Here is a 15,554-nt window from a genome sequence, read left to right on the forward strand (position 1 = left end):
TCAATATTTTAAAATTCCCTGGATAAAGTAATATAACCATTAAATTTTACAGAACACTCATCAGCATTCATGAAGCTGGATGCAATGAAAATATCTTTTTCTTTATCTTTGTTAATATAGGTATATTTTGCCACGATAGATTTAACCTGGTTCTCATAGTAACTATCGAAATAGGATTTCTTATCTAATATTGCCACTTTATTTTTGGCCTTATCTTTTTCATAATCCATCCTGGCCAGAGATTCTGCATAGACCTTAGATACACTTTGTTTTATCCTTTATAATAGTAGCGACATCTATATTCAGGTCATTTTTTATGGCATCAAATAACGATGACTCCATTGATGCTCCAACCGTAGCACACCCATAACCCTGCGCATAAGAAATGGCAGGAATACCCACCAACAGACAGACCATCACCTTAAACATATCAATCCTTTACCACCAAGACTTTACCACCAATACTTTATCTGAACTGGCAGCGATAACATTATTACAGGGTATACCTGTCATACTTCAGGCTGCATGTGCGTTGGCTTTACTCGCTCACCCCAGTCACGAACTAATGTACGCTCCTGGGGATTCATTCCCTTGCCGCCTTGATGCAACTTGAATGATTTTATATATTACAGGGATACTCTATTAATTTATTTATGATAAGTTCAGCCGCGCGAGAATTCAGTTCCTCATTGGTTTTATTTTTAAGAGAAACATAGACAATTTCATTTAATGTTAGCGTCTTAAATAAATCGTATCCACACCATAGTTTTTTCTCCGTTGCATCCTCCACGCCAAGCAGATAGATACCCGCCCTGAGTTTATCCCGTTGATTACCAGACACCCAAAATTTAAAAAAGTCATTACCTGAAAGATTAAGCGCATCCGGAGTCAGGGATAAAATGGGAGATGACCGGGAAGCAATTTTTATGGAGGAGTCTGTCCTCTGACAGGGAAAATTTTTAACTAATGCTTCCTCTATCAGCACCGAAGCTCTTGCATCAGGCTTTTTCACAGAGTACCGATCAAGCCAGGCCAGCACAGTATGGTTTATTGTTATACTGTCAACCTGACCATATCCACACCACGTCTTACCTTCTGTGGCATCCGCTACCCCCAACACATACATCAGTGTATTATCTTTTTCCTGTAAGTTATCACTGGCATAAAATCCCAGAAAATCCCGTATACTGAGGTTGACATTATCGGGGGAAATGAATCCTGCGTTAATCGGGGATCCGGCAAAAGCGCCACCGGATAACAGGCAACATAAGATGATCAAAAAAACACGAACAGATCGTGTTATGTGATATGTCGCGGAGATCCGATAATAATCCCCCGTCACGCCACATACTGCCGAATGATGAGACACATCATAGGTTGATTTTTTCATCATTCATTCACTCCACTACCAGAATTTCCACCCGACGGTTTTTCGCCCGCCCGGCTTTACTGTCGTTATCCGCCACCGGCACCGTATCGCCCTTGCCAACGATATGTACCCGTCCGGCAGGTACGCCGCCGGAGGTCAGCAACGCCGCAACTTCCGCCGCCCGTTTTTCCGACAGCACCAGGTTGGATGGGAATTCAGCCGAATGAATGGGCTGGCTGTCAGTGTGACCCGTTACAGTGACTGCGCCGCCCACGCGGGCGATTTCCCGCGCCGCTTTGTTAATCACTGGCCGGATTGCGTCACTCACCGTTTTCTGTCCCGGCACAAACATGGCGTCGCCACGGAAGACCACCCTACTGTGCTGGTCATCTTCGTCCACGGTCAGCAGGCCACGGGCGATTTCGTTTGCCAGCAGGATTTTCAGCCGCAGCTTATGAACCGGCACGGGCGGCGGCGGCAGTTTTATACCAATCGCATCAATATGCTGTTGTACGGTGACGGTCTGCACATCCATCCGGTGGCTGTAAAGGCCAAACAGCGTCAGCATCGCCAACAGGGCTATCCCGGCGCTCAGCCAGACCGGCACCCGGCGCATCCGCCGCAGTCGTCCGCTTATCGCCCCCTGAAAGTCAGGCGAGAGCGCGGGCATGACCGGATCGCGACGCTGTGAAAGCTGTGTCAGCAATTGCTGGCGAATATTGTCCAGTTGCTTACGCCCGTCTGGCTGCACGCTGTAGCGGCCTTCAAATCCCAACCCTAGCAGGTGGTAGATAACCTCCAGTACGTTGCCATGCTCCTGGAAGCTGGCCGCCAAACGCCCGATGATCTGGAAAAGTTTTATCCCGCCTTCGCTTTCACCATGAAATGTTACCAGCAGGCTTTTTCCGGCCCAGACGCCGCGCCGTCCCCAGGTTGTGTTATTGGCGGCTTCATCAAGCGCCGTACACAGGCAGTAACGTACCGCCAGTACGTGCTCGCGCCGCAGGTTCGCCTGATCGCATAATGTCTGGTACAGATGCATCTCGCGTACCAGCAAATTACGGTAAGGCTCTACCAGGGCCGCATCCAGCTTAGCGGGCATGGCTGCGAGAGCGCACAATAAAGGCTGGGCAGCGGCGAGCAACGGGTTAGCCGCCGCGCTGATTTCAGCCAGCCGGAGTTTGCTGTCCGGACCGTCTTCAACGATGACATTGAGTTCCGTGCGCTGGCTGGTGTGTACCGGCGTTTCATATTCACTGTTCTTATGTTCCGGCGTGGTGGACAAAAAGGACATCATGTCCGCCGCTGGCGGCGTCAGGGTACTGTCTGTCATTTATCGCGCACTCCCCACAGTTCTGTCTCCAGCCCCGGAAATTCCCCGGCGGTATGCATGGCCATCCCGCCGTAACGGGCAATGTGTTCCCACAATGCTCCCTCGCGGCGGATGTCGTAATAGATGTATCCGGCCTGAAACGGGATTTGGCGCGGTGGTACAGGCAAAACCTGCAAAGCCAGCCCCGGCAGATGCGAGCGGATCAGTTCCGGCAGGCGATCGGATGGCCCGATTTTGGTCTGGGCGGCAAAATGTTGCAGTAGCACATCGGTCGGCATTGAAGCCTTTATCGCCAGTACCAGCGTGCTGAAATCGGCAAGATCGGAAGGAGCCACCACCGCATTCAGGATGCCGTAACTCCCCTCTTTCAGTTCGATGCGCTGCGCGCCCCGGATCAGTACCGCATTCAGCAGGAACTGCACCTCATCAACCAGCGATTTCAACCCGGCATAGGGCGTCAGGTGTTTGTACTCTTTGTATTCAGCGGGCCGTCGCGTTTGTGGACGCACATAGGTGGAGAGTTCCCCGGCCAGTTCGGACAGGTAGCGATACAACACTTCCGGGGCCAGCGGCGTTTTCGCCAGGTGGGTCAACAGCGGCTCAAAGCGATTGAGAATTTGCAACAGCAGGTAATCGGAGACCTCCGCTGCTTCATGGCCGTGGTTGTCGCTGCCGGTCAGCCGTTCCGCCAGCGAATCGGCCCGCATCCGGATGAGATCGTTGATCCACGACAGCCAGGTACACATCAGTGAACTGGCCTGATAATTAATGATGGGCGGGATCAGGTCGTGGTCGATATCTATCCGCCCGTCAGGATTCAGCCCGATGATGCGGGTCAGCGGCAGGCCAATCCAGGCGCCCGTCACCGCCTTTTCCGGCAGCAGCCGCAGGCGCAGGTGACTGAGCTGTAATAACTGCGCGCCACGTCCCAGCGAGTTGGCGTCGCGGATGTCGTGTTCGTGTACCGAGAAACGCGCCAGTGATTCCGGGTTATTGTCAAACGTAGTTTCTTCGCTGTTCGGCGCGCGTACCGGTACCGCCAGACAAATCTGCTGGTTCAGGTGCTCCGGCAGGATGGTCAGCGGCGGCGGCAGCGGGGTATGGTCCGGTGCGTTAAACGGCGTACCGTCAGGAAAAATCCCTGATGCCTCTTTCAGTATCAGTTTACCGATGTTCAGCGCTTCGCCATCAATATTGTAGTGGCTGAATCCCCAGAAAAAGGGGGTCAGCGGCAGGCTGCGGTAATGCATGACGTGTTCCAGATAACGCTCTTGCTGCTGAAACATCTGCGGCAGTAAAAATTGTCCTTCACTCCAGACTACGCGGTCATTCCAGCTCATAATTCATTTATCCCGTTCCGTAATTACAATAGCGCTTTGTTCCAGTTCCGCATCCAACTGCACTTTTCCTTTCCCCGGTATGAAGTTGCTGTACCAGGCTTTTTCCGGGGCTTCCGGGATTTTGTAGGTTACCCGCCAGACCGATTTGGCCAGGTTACGGTATCCGGCCAGTACGCCGATTGCCGTGGTCTGCGCATTCAGCGGGCGACGCAGTTTTTTCTCTTCGCCGGGACGCAAAATAAAGCTGTCGCGACGCACTAAATCGTCGGTAAGGACGGATTTGTCGTTGTCATGGAGCGACCAGTAATCGGCTGTCGTGAAAGCGGCGTCATTTTTCAGTTCATAAACACGTATCTCAATGGGCGCGGCCTTCTTCTGATTGTCAGGATTCACCTTATCGGAGGCTTTCACGCTCAGGTCGAGTCGCTGTGATTCGAGGTCAGGTAACGCATCGCTACTGCCGCATCCGGAAAGCAGGAGCAGTGCAAAAGGCATAGCTACCGCACATAACCGCCGAGTGGGGTTACGCCATTTATTCACTGTAAATTCCTTTAAAATCAAAACAATAAATCCGGCCAGATATAAATCTGGCCGGAAAAACAACCGTTAAATTTCTTTGTTGGCCTTGAAGTCGTAGCCTGCGGTGATGGTGCCGCCGCTGCCGCCCTGCTGGTTCTGCACCACGTATTCCTGCTTCACAGTGCTGAAAGAAAGCTCGACCGTTTCACGGGAGGCGATTTCACCATCGTGGCTGCCGCTCGGGGAAACCACGGCGACAATCAGGTCGGTGAAGGTATACTTGAGGTACTCCAGCGGATTGCCGCCAGCCTTACGCATAACCAGAATGGCCTGCGGAATGTGCTTGCCGGAGGCGCAGTATTTGAACAGGTTCGGGCTGGCGCGGTCGATATAGTGATCAAAATCCAGGTTGGTGACGGAGACCTTACCGGAGCCGAGGCCGCTACCGGCGTGCATGGTGGATTCCTGATGGATATTCCAGCGCCAGCTCAGTACTTCAATTTCATTTTTGTGTTTGTCATCCATCGACTCACCGTCGATGCCGTCAATTTTCAGAAAAATGTCATAAGACATATCTACTATCCTTTTAACTACCTAAATAAAGCCCTGATTTATCTGCTTTATTAGGTGAACAGATTAACTATTACTGTACAGCTCTCTATTACCCATAAATTCATCAGAGCAAGAGAACATATGCTTTTAATATCTTTGAATTTTACTTCTCGACACGCCTTTTAATTAATTCATTTAATTCACTGTCGTGGATAAAATCTATGCACTTCATGGTATTAAAATCTGATGATATCGAGCCATTATATTTCAATCCTGAATATTTTTTCGCAATCTCATCAATTTCATGATAAATCTCCACAGATTGTTTACCATATTCAAGGTAAGCACTGGCCGTAGCTCTGGCATCGTTTTTAACGACATCATCTTTGTATACTAATGCCAGACAATGACTCAGCGCCCAGTTTTTTAAGAGTTCCGACTGTGAATATTGTGTGGTCAATGCTTCATGTGCAAAGGATGGCTGCCATACCAACATTCCACTTATGCTGAAAGTAACTAATATTAACCATTTCATGGCAGTATCCACAGAGTCCCAACTTCAGGAACAAATGGTCCATTATCTGGGTCATTTAATAAGTGGCACTGATCTGAACAGATACTGCCATTCCATAATGTAACGTGTCCTCTGGCATTGCTCCAGCCATGCCCTTTTACTACGATAATTCCTTTCTTCCCTATAAAGTCACTCTGTTTCGGATTATTAACAATAAGATCAGGCTTGCCCATATTATGAGTAAGATGATCAATCATATCATTCACACGATAAATATAGAATTTATTATCGGCACCACTAACCTTTGCATACGGGGAGTTACGGGCTATTGGGAATCCTGTCGCATTCAAAACATAGCTCATTCGAATAGGACAGGCATTTTGAAAATAACCACCAGTTATATTTTTCCCAACGTTTCCACCAATAATGCTACCCACATCAGCGACGGAATGATTCACCTTCCTAAAAGCTAGCCACGCTTCATTGAATGAAGGTCTGTTCATTTTGCTTACCCTCTAAAAATTCTGTGTAGCTCATTAATTCTCAACACGTATCTTCACGGACGCCGCTTTCTTCTGATTGTCAGAATTCACCTTGTAAAACGCTTTCACGCTCAGGCCAGGCCGCTGCGATTAGGGGTCAGGTAGCGAATCGCTACTGCCGCATCCGGAAAGCAGGAGCAGTGCAAAAGGCATAGCTACCGCACATAACCACCGAGTGGGGTTACGCCATTTATTCACTGTAAATTCCTTTAAAATCAAAACAATAAAACCAGCCAGACATAACATCTGGCCGGAAAAACAGCCGTTAAATTTCTTTGTTGGCCTTGAAGTCGTAGCCTGCGGTGATAGTGCCGCCGCTGCCGCCCTGCTGGTTCTGCACCACGTATTCCTGTTTCACAGTGCTGAAAGAAAGCTCGACCGTTTCACGGGAGGCGATTTCACCATCGTGGCTGCCGCTCGGGGAAACCACGGCGACAATCAGGTCGGTGAAGGTATACTTGAGGTACTCCAGCGGATTGCCGCCAGCCTTACGCATAACCAGAATGGCCTGCGGAATGTGCTTGCCGGAGGCGCAGTATTTGAACAGGTTCGGGCTGGCGCGGTCGATATAGTGATCAAAATCCAGGTTGGTGACGGAGACCTTACCGGAGCCGAGGCCGCTACCGGCGTGCATGGTGGATTCCTGATGGATATTCCAGCGCCAGCTCAGTACTTCAATTTCATTTTTGTGTTTGTCATCCATTGACTCGCCATCAATGCCGTCAATTTTCAAAAAAATGTCATAAGCCATTTTTATATCCTTATTAAGTTTTACTTAAAATAAACCTGATTTTATCTATATCTTTTTGTTTATAGATAAATCATTGCCGTACAGAATCCTTCTCCAATAACTTCAGGAGAACAGAGGACTGTATATTTTTCCGGTACCGATAATGTATTTAGTTATTTTATGAATTTGCATTATTTAATGCATATAAATAATGCTTCATAACTTCCGATAATAAAAACCATAACCTGTACTGAAATTTTCACGTCTCAAATCGCTAATTACAGATAAAAGATACAGACTGGTCTTCTGGCGATCCCTCAAAATTACGAGTCTTACAGCGAGTAGAAGAAGCAGGTATTGGTTGCGTCAACCATATCTGTTCATGACCATAAATACACGAAACCCAATAGCGATCGGTTTCTTTATCGCTAACACGTTCTGTTTCCCATACAGACCAATTTTCACCGTTTACTTTTTTAGTCTCTGGTTTGAGATCCATCAGGTTTTCAGGTTTACCCTGCGTTACCCCAATACTACTTAACCATAAACGCGACATATATCGGGGAGAAAGCTGCCACGCCGCTGGGACATCAGACTTCAGGCTCACAGCAGAAGACTGAGTATCAATAACAGCCGGGCAACTGACTTCCCAGGCTACAGCATATTGTGAAAAGAGCAGAACAATACCAGGTAACAGATGAAAAGTTGGGCTTATGGTCATAATATGTATTTCCTACTCAATGATATAAAAAGCTTCGGCATTGTTACTGGCATTCGGATATGTGTCATCATTACGTACCCACCTTTACGAGACCGTGGGCGAGACGAAATTCTTTTCTTCATATCCCTCTTTATATTCTCTATCTTCTCTGACTTCACTCGCTTAAACATTCACAAAATAAATGCATCAGGCATTGCCCTGCTTCACTGACGGCAGTTTTGTCACCAGGCGCAGCGATCCCGTCAGCCCTTCAAGCTGGAAATGCGGACGCAGGAAGAATTTCGCGTCGTAATAACCTGGATTGCCTTCGACCTCTTCCACCACTACTTCAGCGGCAGCCAGCGGACGACGGGCTTTAGTTTCTTGCGAGGAGTTCACCGGATCGGCGTCGACATAATTCATGATCCACTCGTTCAGCCAGCGCTGCATATCCTCACGCTCTTTAAAGGAACCGATTTTGTCGCGGACGATACATTTGAGGAAGTGCGCGAAGCGCGAGCAGGCGAACAGGTACGGCAGACGGGCGGACAGGTTGGCGTTGGCCGTCGCGTCTGGATCGTAGTATTCCTGTGGTTTTTGCAGCGACTGTGCGCCGATAAAGGCGGCATAGTCTGAGTTTTTACGGTGGATCAACGGGATAAAACCGTTTTTCGCCAGTTCAGCCTCGCGGCGGTCAGAGATGGCGATTTCGGTCGGGCATTTCATGTCCACGCCGCCATCGTCAGTCGGGAAGGTATGGCAGGGAAGATTTTCCACCGCACCGCCTGATTCCACACCGCGAATCAACGTACACCAGCCGTAGTGTTTGAAAGAACGGTTGATGTTTACGCCCATCGCGTAGGCCGCGTTGCTCCAGACGTATTTGGTATGGTCAGAACCATCCGCATCTTCTTCAAAATCAAACTCGTCTACCGGGTTAGTTTTTGCGCCATACGGCAGGCGGGCAAGAAAACGCGGCATCGTCAGGCCAATATAACGGGAGTCTTCGCTGGCCCGCAGGGAGTTCCACGGCGCATATTCCAGGTTCTGAGTGACGATTTTAGTCAGGTCGCGGGGATTCGCCAGCTCCTGCCAGGAGTCCATTTGCAGTACCGAGGGGGAAGCCCCGGCAATAAACGGCGCATGGGCCGACGCGGCGACTTTGGCGATAGAGCCAAGCAGATCCACATCGGGCGGTGTATGGTCGAAGTAGTAATCCGCAATGATACAGCCATAAGGTTCGCCGCCTAACTGGCCGTATTCGGCTTCATACAGTTTCTTGAACATCGGGCTTTGATCCCAGGCGATGCCCTTGTAACGCTTCATGTTGCGCCGCAATTCATCTTTTGACAGATTCATGAAGCGGATTTTCAGCTTTTCGTCGGTCTCGGTGTTGTAAACCAGATGCTCCATACCGCGCCACGAGGATTCCAGCTTCTGCCAGTCGGGATGTTGCAGAATCAGTTTGATCTGTTCGGTCAGTTTAAAGTCGATCTGCGCAATAATAGCGCTGATGCTTTTATAGGCGTCATCGCTGACGGTGATCGTGTTCGCCAGCGCCTGTTGCGCCAGCGTCTGCACCGCGGCTTCCACGGCTTTTGCCGCCTGGGTAGTCTTGGGTCGGAAGGCCTGATTCAGCAACGCATCAAATTCACCGGATGCGGAGACGGTATCCTGAGCAACCGCGTCGGTTGCCTGCATATTACTGTTTGCCATGAAAATTCCTTAAAAATTCGACATTATTCCGCTGATTCATTATCCGCTGACACACCTTGCTGGGTAGCGGCCGATTTCGGCGCATTCGCCAGCGTTTTCAGCAGAGTCGGGTCCTGCAACAGTTTATTGACCAGATTTTCCGCCCCGGCCTTGCCATCCATGTAGGTCTGGAGGTTCGCCAGTTGAGTGCGGGCTTCCAGTAACTGGTTCAGGGCGTCCACCTTGCGGGCAATCTGTGCCGGCGAAAAGTCGTCCATATTTTCCAGCGTGATATCGACCATCAACTGACCTTCACCCGTCAGCGTATTCGGCACAGCGAACGCCACGCGCGGCGCAATGGCTTTCATGCGCTCATTGAAGTTATCAATATCAATATCGAGGAATTTGCGATCCGTCACCGGCGGCAGTTCTTCACGCGGTTTCCCGGCCAGATCGGCCAGCACCGCCATCACGAACGGCAGCTCGATTTTTTTCTCGGAACCGTAAATCTCTACGTCATATTCAATCTGCACGCGCGGCGCGCGGTTGCGCGCGATGAATTTCTGCGCGCTATTGTTGATAGCCATACTCTTTCATTTCCTTATCAATCTACCGACGACCGCCCGGATAGCGGTGCAACGGCACAGTTTAAAAATCATACTCAGAGAGTTTTTTTATAATCTCTTTGTTTTCTTTGTACTTTTCCCGTAACCCAGGAAGTGCTTTTTTCGCCGGAGGGCACCAGGTATTAATGCCCTTTTCTATGTCTTTTTTATCCTCTTCCGGTAAAGAACTGTCCCATTCGCCGGCCAGATGCTGGCACATCTCTGCATTGCTCAGAAAATGCTGCACATCCTGTGGTAAAGGCGGTTCGCCATGAACACTGAAAGCGAACATCATTAGCAAAGGAGTCAATAACGCCGGGTAACGTAATGTCATATTTAATGCCCATCAATTGACCAGTGGGGTTTATCTGTATTTCCGCCGACAAACTTAGTCACGCCATAAACCCACTGCGCACCACTTAACTCTTTTGGCATATTCCCTCCTGCGAGGTTGTCTCAAAAACAATCTGCTCATCACCATTAACGCCGATATCAATCTGCCTGATAGCGGCTTTTTCCGTCATGGCCTGCAACCAGTAGCGCGACAGTCGTGGCAGGATGTGCTGTTCGATGTAGCCAATCAGCAACCGCGCGCCCGTTTCATGCATTGGACAGCACGCCACAATATGTGCGACCAGTTCCTCGCTATACGTCAGCGTCACGCCGTGCTGTTCACCCATCCGCGCCACCAGCCGGTCAAGGTGCAGACGGGCAATCACGCCACGCGACGTTTCATCCAGCGGCAGGTAAGGGATCACCGTCACGCGGCCCAGAAATGCCGCCGGGAAATGCTTGCGCAATTCCGGCATTAGCGCCTCTTTAAGCCCCGTAGCATCGGGCATTAAGGCCGGATCTTCACACATCTGGCTGATGAGGTCGGAACCCACGTTGGTGGTGAGTAGTAGCGTGGTGTTTTTGAAATCGACATGTGTTCCCTCACCGTCCTCCATGCCCCCTTTATCAAACACCTGATAGAAGAGTTCGTGGACGTCATGGTGCGCTTTTTCGATCTCGTCGAGCAGCACTACGCTCCAGGGGTGGCGACGCACCGCTTCCGTCAGCACACCACCCTCGCCATAGCCCACATAGCCGGGCGGCGCGCCTTTCAGTGTGGAAACGGTGTGAGCCTCCTGGAACTCGCTCATATTGATGGTTACCAGGTTTTGCTCACCGCCGTAGATAGCCTCCGCCAGCGCCAGCGCGGTTTCGGTTTTACCGACACCGGACGGCCCGGCCAGCATAAACACGCCCACCGGTTTGCGTGGATCGCCCAGTCCCGCCCTGGCGGTCTGAATACGTTCACCAATCTGCGCCAGCGCGCCGTCTTGCCCGGTAACGCGTTGCGCCAGTCGGGCAGGCAGTTCCAGCACCTGGCTGGCCTCATCTTTCACCATGCGCCCGGCAGGAATACCGGTCCAGTCGGCGACAATCGCCGCGACCACCGCCGCGCTGACTTCCGGGAACACCACCGGCGCGTCACCCTGCCACTCCCTTAGCGCCGTTTCGGCCTGTTGCAGCGTGGTTTTGTCATCAGCATCAGACTCTGCGAGACGCAGTTTCTGCAACGTATGTACCAGTTCCAGCTCCCGCTGCCAGCGGGATTCGGATGCAGTCAGTTCATCGTTGAGCGAGAAAATTCGCGCCGTCAGCGCATCGCGCCGCTCATCTGACTGAATCCCCATTTTTTCCTGCTTCTGCAACAGCGACCGTTCCATTTCCGCCGCTTTTAGCTGCTGGCGCAGGAACTGTACGCTGGCAGGCGGCGTGTGCAGCGTCAGCGCCACGCGGGCCGCGGCGGTATCCAGCAGGCTGATGGCCTTATCCGGCAACTGCCGGGCGGGAATATAGCGGTGAGAAAGCTGTACCGCCGCACGTACCGCCTCATCCAGAATCAGTACGTTATGGTGTTTTTCCAGCGTATCCACCAGACCACGCACCATTTCCATTGCGGGGATTTCTTCCGGTTCGGCAATCTGCAACACCTGAAAACGCCGGGTCAGCGCCGGATCTTTCTCAATATGGCGCTTGTATTCGCTCCAGGTGGTGGCGCCGATAGTCCGCAGGGTGCCGCGCGCCAGCGCCGGTTTCAGCAGGTTAGCGGCATCGCCCGTGCCGGATGCGCCGCCCGCGCCCACCAGAGTGTGAACTTCATCAACAAACAGAATAACCGGCTGCGGCGAGCGCCCGGCCTCTTCCAGTAACCCTTTCAGACGCGATTCAAACTCGCCTTTCATGCTGGCTCCGGCCAACAGAGCGCCAACGTCCAGCGCCAGCAGCCGTACTTCCCGCAGCGCGGGCGGCACTTCCCCCTGCGCAATCGCCAGGGCAAAACCTTCGACGACCGCCGTTTTCCCGACGCCCGCCTCACCAGTCAGTAGTGGATTATTCTGGCGACGGCGCAGCAGAATATCCGTCATGGTGCGGATTTCATGCTCACGCCCCGTCACCGGGTCGATTTTGCCGTCGCGCGCCTGTGCCGTCATGTCCTGACAGTATTTTGCCAGCGCGGATTTACCGTCCTGCCCGCCGTTGGGAATCGCCTGACTGCTTTCACCGGGAATGGCTGATGCCAGGCCGGAGCCGTCGTAAGGGCGCTCCTGCGCTTCCGGCGATGTTTCGATCAACGAGGGCAGTATTTCAGTCAGTTCATCAACCGGAAGCGTGGCCAGCGGCGCGCAGATACTGCTCAGTACCCGACGCAGTTCTGGCGTGGTCAACAAGGCCAGCAGCAACCAGCCGCTGCGAATTTTGTTATCGCCGTAACGGACGCTCGCCAGCATCCAGGCCTTTTCAACGCTGAGATCGATATGGTGAGAAAAATCACTAATGGCGCTGGCCCCGGCGGGCAGCATATCCAGTTGCCGGAGTAACGCTTTCTCCACATCAGAAAGAGGGATCTGGTAATGCCGAAGAACGTGGAGAATATCGTTATCGGGCTGCTGTGTTAACTGGTGCAGCCAGTGAGTCAGCTCAACCCAGGGATTAGAGCGTAGTTTGCAAAATGCCGTTGCCGATTCCAGCGACCGGAATAGTGGGCCGGCCAGTTTTCCATACAACGCACTGCGTGAAACAGGAGTTTCCATGTGTTATGCCTTGTGACATAAAAATTCATAAAAATAATGCATCAATGCATATAAATATATAAACAATTCTTTATTGATAGCCTCGAAAAAATATCGAAACAAAACAATGATACAGATCAGGGACTAATTAGCAACCAAGCTGTTAATATTAAATAATCAATGAACAGCAAGATAAAAATCGCAATTGCAGAATTAAAAGAAATAATATTTCAAAAAAGACATCTATGCATACAACAATGCATTCACAACGAAAATAATAAAAAGGGTGTCATCAATAATGACTCCCTATGAATTTAGTTAAAATTATTTATGAATTAAAACTCCCTAAACGTTTCCTCCAGAAAAATAAATACATTTAAGGGACATAATGAAACAAGACATGTGGGAATTACGGAAAATACAGTCGCAGGGTATAACGGATAACGTACAGTATCCCGCAGGGACATACATCGTATTTACTGCCGCCGCCCCCTACATTCCGCTTTTTGAGCAACATGGGAAAGACGATATCGCGCTCAGTCTTGTTCGCCACGAAGAGGCGTGGTGGATTGTTAATCACTCTGATGAACTGTGCTGTGCCGTCAATGAGCAGGTGATGGAACCTCATCACCGTATGCGGCTGAATGATGGAGATACGATTGAATGGGGTCTGTCATCCTGGTGCCTTGCCCGCACCAATGATGAGTCCCGTCCCGATGTTTCGTTTCCTCAGTTGGTTCAGTCATCTGAATCCGTTGCTGAGTACCTGGATCTGGACTGGTTTAAACAACAACAGCTCAATCCGCAGAACCCGTTCGATATTATTCCCGTCCGGGAAACCGCGTCCTCTTACACCGGCCATGAAGCGGATAGCACGCTACACCAGCTTTACCAGGAATATCAGCAGGCATTGCGGCCCTCCGGGCAGGAAAAGCCCCTCCGTCCTAAACCGTTTCTCCGAAATGAAGACGCTGTCACCCAGGATTTGACGTCGTTATACGATAAAAAGGGCGACACCGACACGTTACAGGATATGGTGGCAGGCGCGCCCGGTATTGATGCCATTCTGGATACGCTGGACACGACCGGTGAGGGTGAAATGCACTGGCTGGCGATGGAATCAATGCCCGATATCCTGCAACTGCTCTCGCCGGAACAGGCGGGGAAAACCGCACATAGCGAGATACTGCCCGATCTGACCCGCCGCGAGCATCGTATTATTGGCATCGACAGCCACTACCGAATCACTCCGACACAGAAAAATGGAAATACCGCCCATGAAAAAAACTGACACGCTTCCTGCTACCCTGTCCGCGCTGATACAGGAATACTCTATTGCGGAGGGGATTCAGATGGCGGAGCAGCAGGTTCGGGAAAATCCGGCGAAGGCGCTCTGCCGCCACAGCCTGTTTCAGTTGCTGTGTGTGGCCGGAGACTGGTCGCGGGCGCTACACCAGCTTCAGCTATGCGCCAGGATGGAGGCCAATTATACCCAGGAGGCCCGGCTGTACCGGGAGCTGGTTCGCTGCGAAATGTTCCGCCGCACCGTTTTTCAGGGTGAACAACGACCAGGTTTCCTTCTGCCGCAGCCCGTTTGGGTGGAGTCACTGCTGGCGGCACTCGCCTGTCATGACGATACCGGTGAGGTTGATAAACACCGTAATACCGCACTGGAAGCCATAACAGACACGGGCGGGCAGTGGAACGGCGGCGCATTTGACTGGGCGAGCGACAGCGATTCCCGCCTTGGCCCGGTACTTGAGCTGGTCACCGGCGGCGTGTATATCTGGCTACCGTTTTCGCAAATACGCTCGCTGGAATCGCCGCAACCGACGCGCCTGACCGATCTGCTGTGGAAATCCGTTAATATCACCCTGGTGAATGGCGATACGCACGGCGCCTGGCTCTTTACCCGTTACAGCGGTTCGGAAAGTGCATCCGACGCCCTGCGTTTGTGCCGGGAAACCGCCTGGCAGGACGGCCCCGGCGAAACCACCGTGCGGGCGCTGGGGCAGAAAGTGTGGCTGACCAGCCACGGCGATATCAGCCTGCTGGACATGGCCCATTGTACCTTTCATGCTCAGGAAAACGATGGCGCATGAGCACGTCTCGTTTTACACCCGCTAACCATCTGCTGCCCACCCTATTTGATCGGCTGTGTGACAATGCTCCGTATCAGAAAATTGACCGGGATATCAGCGTCACGCCGGTACAACTGAAGGAGATCATTCGTCGGGATCTCTCCTTTTTGCTCAATACCATTAGCCACGAGGGTGACATCGACGCCCGGCGCTATCCGCAGGCGGCGGCGTCAGTGCTCAACTATGGCCTGCCGCCGCTGGCGGGCAGCTTTATGTATGAGCATAAGTGGGACGATATCAGCGAGGCGATCCGGCGCGCCATTATTCGTTTCGAACCCCGGCTGAACGCCGCCACACTCAGGGTCACGCCATTGCTCGATAAAACCCGGCAGGGTAGCTATAACACGCTACAGTTTGAAATTCGCGGACAAATTCTGACGCAGCCGTATCCCACGGAGTTTCTGGTACGCAGCGCGCTGGATATGGAGCTGAGCCGCATTACGTTCTTTTAA

Annotated in this window: 16 protein-coding genes and 2 pseudogenes; 3 read left to right on the forward strand and 15 right to left on the reverse strand. The window is 51.5% G+C overall.

From position 1 onward, the window contains the following. Nucleotides 1-8 precede the first annotated feature (8 nt). From LCS67_RS17465 to tssH, 15 genes and pseudogenes are all read right to left on the reverse strand, one after another. Nucleotides 9-417, reverse strand: a pseudogene (locus LCS67_RS17465) (Shiga toxin A subunit). A 202-nt stretch (nucleotides 418-619) separates the two neighbouring features. Further along, nucleotides 620-1,393, reverse strand: a complete 774-nt coding sequence (locus LCS67_RS17470) for a Rap1a/Tai family immunity protein (protein ID WP_000976551.1) — start codon at nucleotides 1,391-1,393, stop codon at nucleotides 620-622. Nucleotides 1,394-1,397: 4 nt separating this feature from the next. Further along, entirely contained in the window at nucleotides 1,398-2,702 is a 1,305-nt protein-coding gene (tssL, locus tag LCS67_RS17475) for a type VI secretion system protein TssL, long form (RefSeq protein WP_000132488.1), read from the reverse strand. Continuing rightward, nucleotides 2,699-4,042: a type VI secretion system baseplate subunit TssK gene (tssK, locus tag LCS67_RS17480; RefSeq protein WP_000118728.1), complete on the reverse strand. Its 1,344-nt coding sequence runs from the start codon at nucleotides 4,040-4,042 to the stop codon at nucleotides 2,699-2,701. Before tssK ends, tssL begins: the two co-directional genes overlap by 4 nt. 3 nt (nucleotides 4,043-4,045) lie before the next feature. Beyond that, entirely contained in the window at nucleotides 4,046-4,582 is a 537-nt protein-coding gene (gene tssJ, locus LCS67_RS17485; RefSeq protein WP_001045934.1) for a type VI secretion system lipoprotein TssJ, read from the reverse strand. Between the two features lie 66 nt (nucleotides 4,583-4,648). Further along, on the reverse strand, nucleotides 4,649-5,134 hold the full coding sequence (locus LCS67_RS17490) for an Hcp family type VI secretion system effector (RefSeq protein WP_023251615.1): 486 nt from the start codon (nucleotides 5,132-5,134) through the stop codon (nucleotides 4,649-4,651). 142 nt (nucleotides 5,135-5,276) lie between these two features. Beyond that, complete coding sequence (locus LCS67_RS17495; RefSeq protein WP_000379082.1) at nucleotides 5,277-5,660, reverse strand: type VI secretion system amidase immunity protein Tai4; 384 nt, start codon at nucleotides 5,658-5,660, stop codon at nucleotides 5,277-5,279. Beyond that, nucleotides 5,645-6,130: a type VI secretion system amidase effector protein Tae4 gene (locus tag LCS67_RS17500; protein WP_001081548.1), complete on the reverse strand. Its 486-nt coding sequence runs from the start codon at nucleotides 6,128-6,130 to the stop codon at nucleotides 5,645-5,647. The genes LCS67_RS17495 and LCS67_RS17500 overlap by 16 nt, the downstream gene beginning before the upstream one ends. A 42-nt stretch (nucleotides 6,131-6,172) precedes the next feature. Continuing rightward, nucleotides 6,173-6,367, reverse strand: a pseudogene (locus LCS67_RS17505) (type VI secretion system lipoprotein TssJ); the annotation flags it as partial. Between the two features lie 67 nt (nucleotides 6,368-6,434). After that, complete coding sequence (locus LCS67_RS17510; protein ID WP_000312802.1) at nucleotides 6,435-6,920, reverse strand: Hcp family type VI secretion system effector; 486 nt, start codon at nucleotides 6,918-6,920, stop codon at nucleotides 6,435-6,437. A gap of 253 nt (nucleotides 6,921-7,173) precedes the next feature. Then, nucleotides 7,174-7,620, reverse strand: a complete 447-nt coding sequence (locus tag LCS67_RS17515) for an STY0301 family protein (RefSeq protein ID WP_001602342.1) — start codon at nucleotides 7,618-7,620, stop codon at nucleotides 7,174-7,176. A 186-nt stretch (nucleotides 7,621-7,806) separates the two neighbouring features. After that, complete coding sequence (tssC, locus tag LCS67_RS17520) at nucleotides 7,807-9,315, reverse strand: type VI secretion system contractile sheath large subunit (RefSeq protein WP_000013884.1); 1,509 nt, start codon at nucleotides 9,313-9,315, stop codon at nucleotides 7,807-7,809. A gap of 23 nt (nucleotides 9,316-9,338) precedes the next feature. After that, nucleotides 9,339-9,881, reverse strand: coding sequence for a type VI secretion system contractile sheath small subunit (tssB, locus tag LCS67_RS17525; RefSeq protein ID WP_000996818.1), 543 nt, complete (start codon nucleotides 9,879-9,881; stop codon nucleotides 9,339-9,341). A gap of 61 nt (nucleotides 9,882-9,942) precedes the next feature. Next, nucleotides 9,943-10,233: a hypothetical protein gene (locus LCS67_RS17530; RefSeq protein WP_000175471.1), complete on the reverse strand. Its 291-nt coding sequence runs from the start codon at nucleotides 10,231-10,233 to the stop codon at nucleotides 9,943-9,945. Nucleotides 10,234-10,318: 85 nt separating this feature from the next. Beyond that, nucleotides 10,319-12,982 (reverse strand): type VI secretion system ATPase TssH, encoded by a 2,664-nt coding sequence (gene tssH / locus LCS67_RS17535; protein ID WP_000449780.1) that lies wholly within the window; start codon nucleotides 12,980-12,982, stop codon nucleotides 10,319-10,321. Between the two features lie 367 nt (nucleotides 12,983-13,349). On the opposite strand from tssH, the gene tagK reads away from it, so the two are divergent. The 3 genes from tagK to tssE are packed head-to-tail and all read left to right on the forward strand — an operon-like array spanning nucleotide 13,350 to nucleotide 15,554. Continuing rightward, nucleotides 13,350-14,252, forward strand: coding sequence for a type VI secretion system-associated protein TagK (tagK, locus tag LCS67_RS17540; RefSeq protein WP_000806696.1), 903 nt, complete (start codon nucleotides 13,350-13,352; stop codon nucleotides 14,250-14,252). Continuing rightward, nucleotides 14,239-15,063, forward strand: a complete 825-nt coding sequence (locus LCS67_RS17545; protein WP_000750540.1) for a type VI secretion system accessory protein TagJ — start codon at nucleotides 14,239-14,241, stop codon at nucleotides 15,061-15,063. The genes tagK and LCS67_RS17545 overlap by 14 nt, the downstream gene beginning before the upstream one ends. Beyond that, nucleotides 15,060-15,554: a type VI secretion system baseplate subunit TssE gene (tssE, locus tag LCS67_RS17550; RefSeq protein ID WP_000108007.1), complete on the forward strand. Its 495-nt coding sequence runs from the start codon at nucleotides 15,060-15,062 to the stop codon at nucleotides 15,552-15,554. The genes LCS67_RS17545 and tssE overlap by 4 nt, the downstream gene beginning before the upstream one ends.

It is taken from the genome of Salmonella sp. A7 (assembly GCF_020181675.1).
GTDB lineage: Bacteria > Pseudomonadota > Gammaproteobacteria > Enterobacterales > Enterobacteriaceae > Salmonella > Salmonella enterica.

Coding starts and splice junctions, on each gene's coding strand:
- LCS67_RS17470 (WP_000976551.1), bottom strand. CDS start 1,393: ATGATGAAAAAATCAACCTATGATGTGTCTCATCATTCGGCAGTATGT.
- tssL (WP_000132488.1), bottom strand. CDS start 2,702: ATGACAGACAGTACCCTGACGCCGCCAGCGGCGGACATGATGTCCTTT.
- tssK (WP_000118728.1), bottom strand. CDS start 4,042: ATGAGCTGGAATGACCGCGTAGTCTGGAGTGAAGGACAATTTTTACTG.
- LCS67_RS17490 (WP_023251615.1), bottom strand. CDS start 5,134: ATGTCTTATGACATTTTTCTGAAAATTGACGGCATCGACGGTGAGTCG.
- LCS67_RS17500 (WP_001081548.1), bottom strand. CDS start 6,130: ATGAACAGACCTTCATTCAATGAAGCGTGGCTAGCTTTTAGGAAGGTG.
- LCS67_RS17510 (WP_000312802.1), bottom strand. CDS start 6,920: ATGGCTTATGACATTTTTTTGAAAATTGACGGCATTGATGGCGAGTCA.
- LCS67_RS17515 (WP_001602342.1), bottom strand. CDS start 7,620: ATGACCATAAGCCCAACTTTTCATCTGTTACCTGGTATTGTTCTGCTC.
- tssC (WP_000013884.1), bottom strand. CDS start 9,315: ATGGCAAACAGTAATATGCAGGCAACCGACGCGGTTGCTCAGGATACC.
- tssB (WP_000996818.1), bottom strand. CDS start 9,881: ATGGCTATCAACAATAGCGCGCAGAAATTCATCGCGCGCAACCGCGCG.
- LCS67_RS17530 (WP_000175471.1), bottom strand. CDS start 10,233: ATGACATTACGTTACCCGGCGTTATTGACTCCTTTGCTAATGATGTTC.
- tssH (WP_000449780.1), bottom strand. CDS start 12,982: ATGGAAACTCCTGTTTCACGCAGTGCGTTGTATGGAAAACTGGCCGGC.
- tagK (WP_000806696.1), top strand. CDS start 13,350: ATGAAACAAGACATGTGGGAATTACGGAAAATACAGTCGCAGGGTATA.
- LCS67_RS17545 (WP_000750540.1), top strand. CDS start 14,239: ATGAAAAAAACTGACACGCTTCCTGCTACCCTGTCCGCGCTGATACAG.
- tssE (WP_000108007.1), top strand. CDS start 15,060: ATGAGCACGTCTCGTTTTACACCCGCTAACCATCTGCTGCCCACCCTA.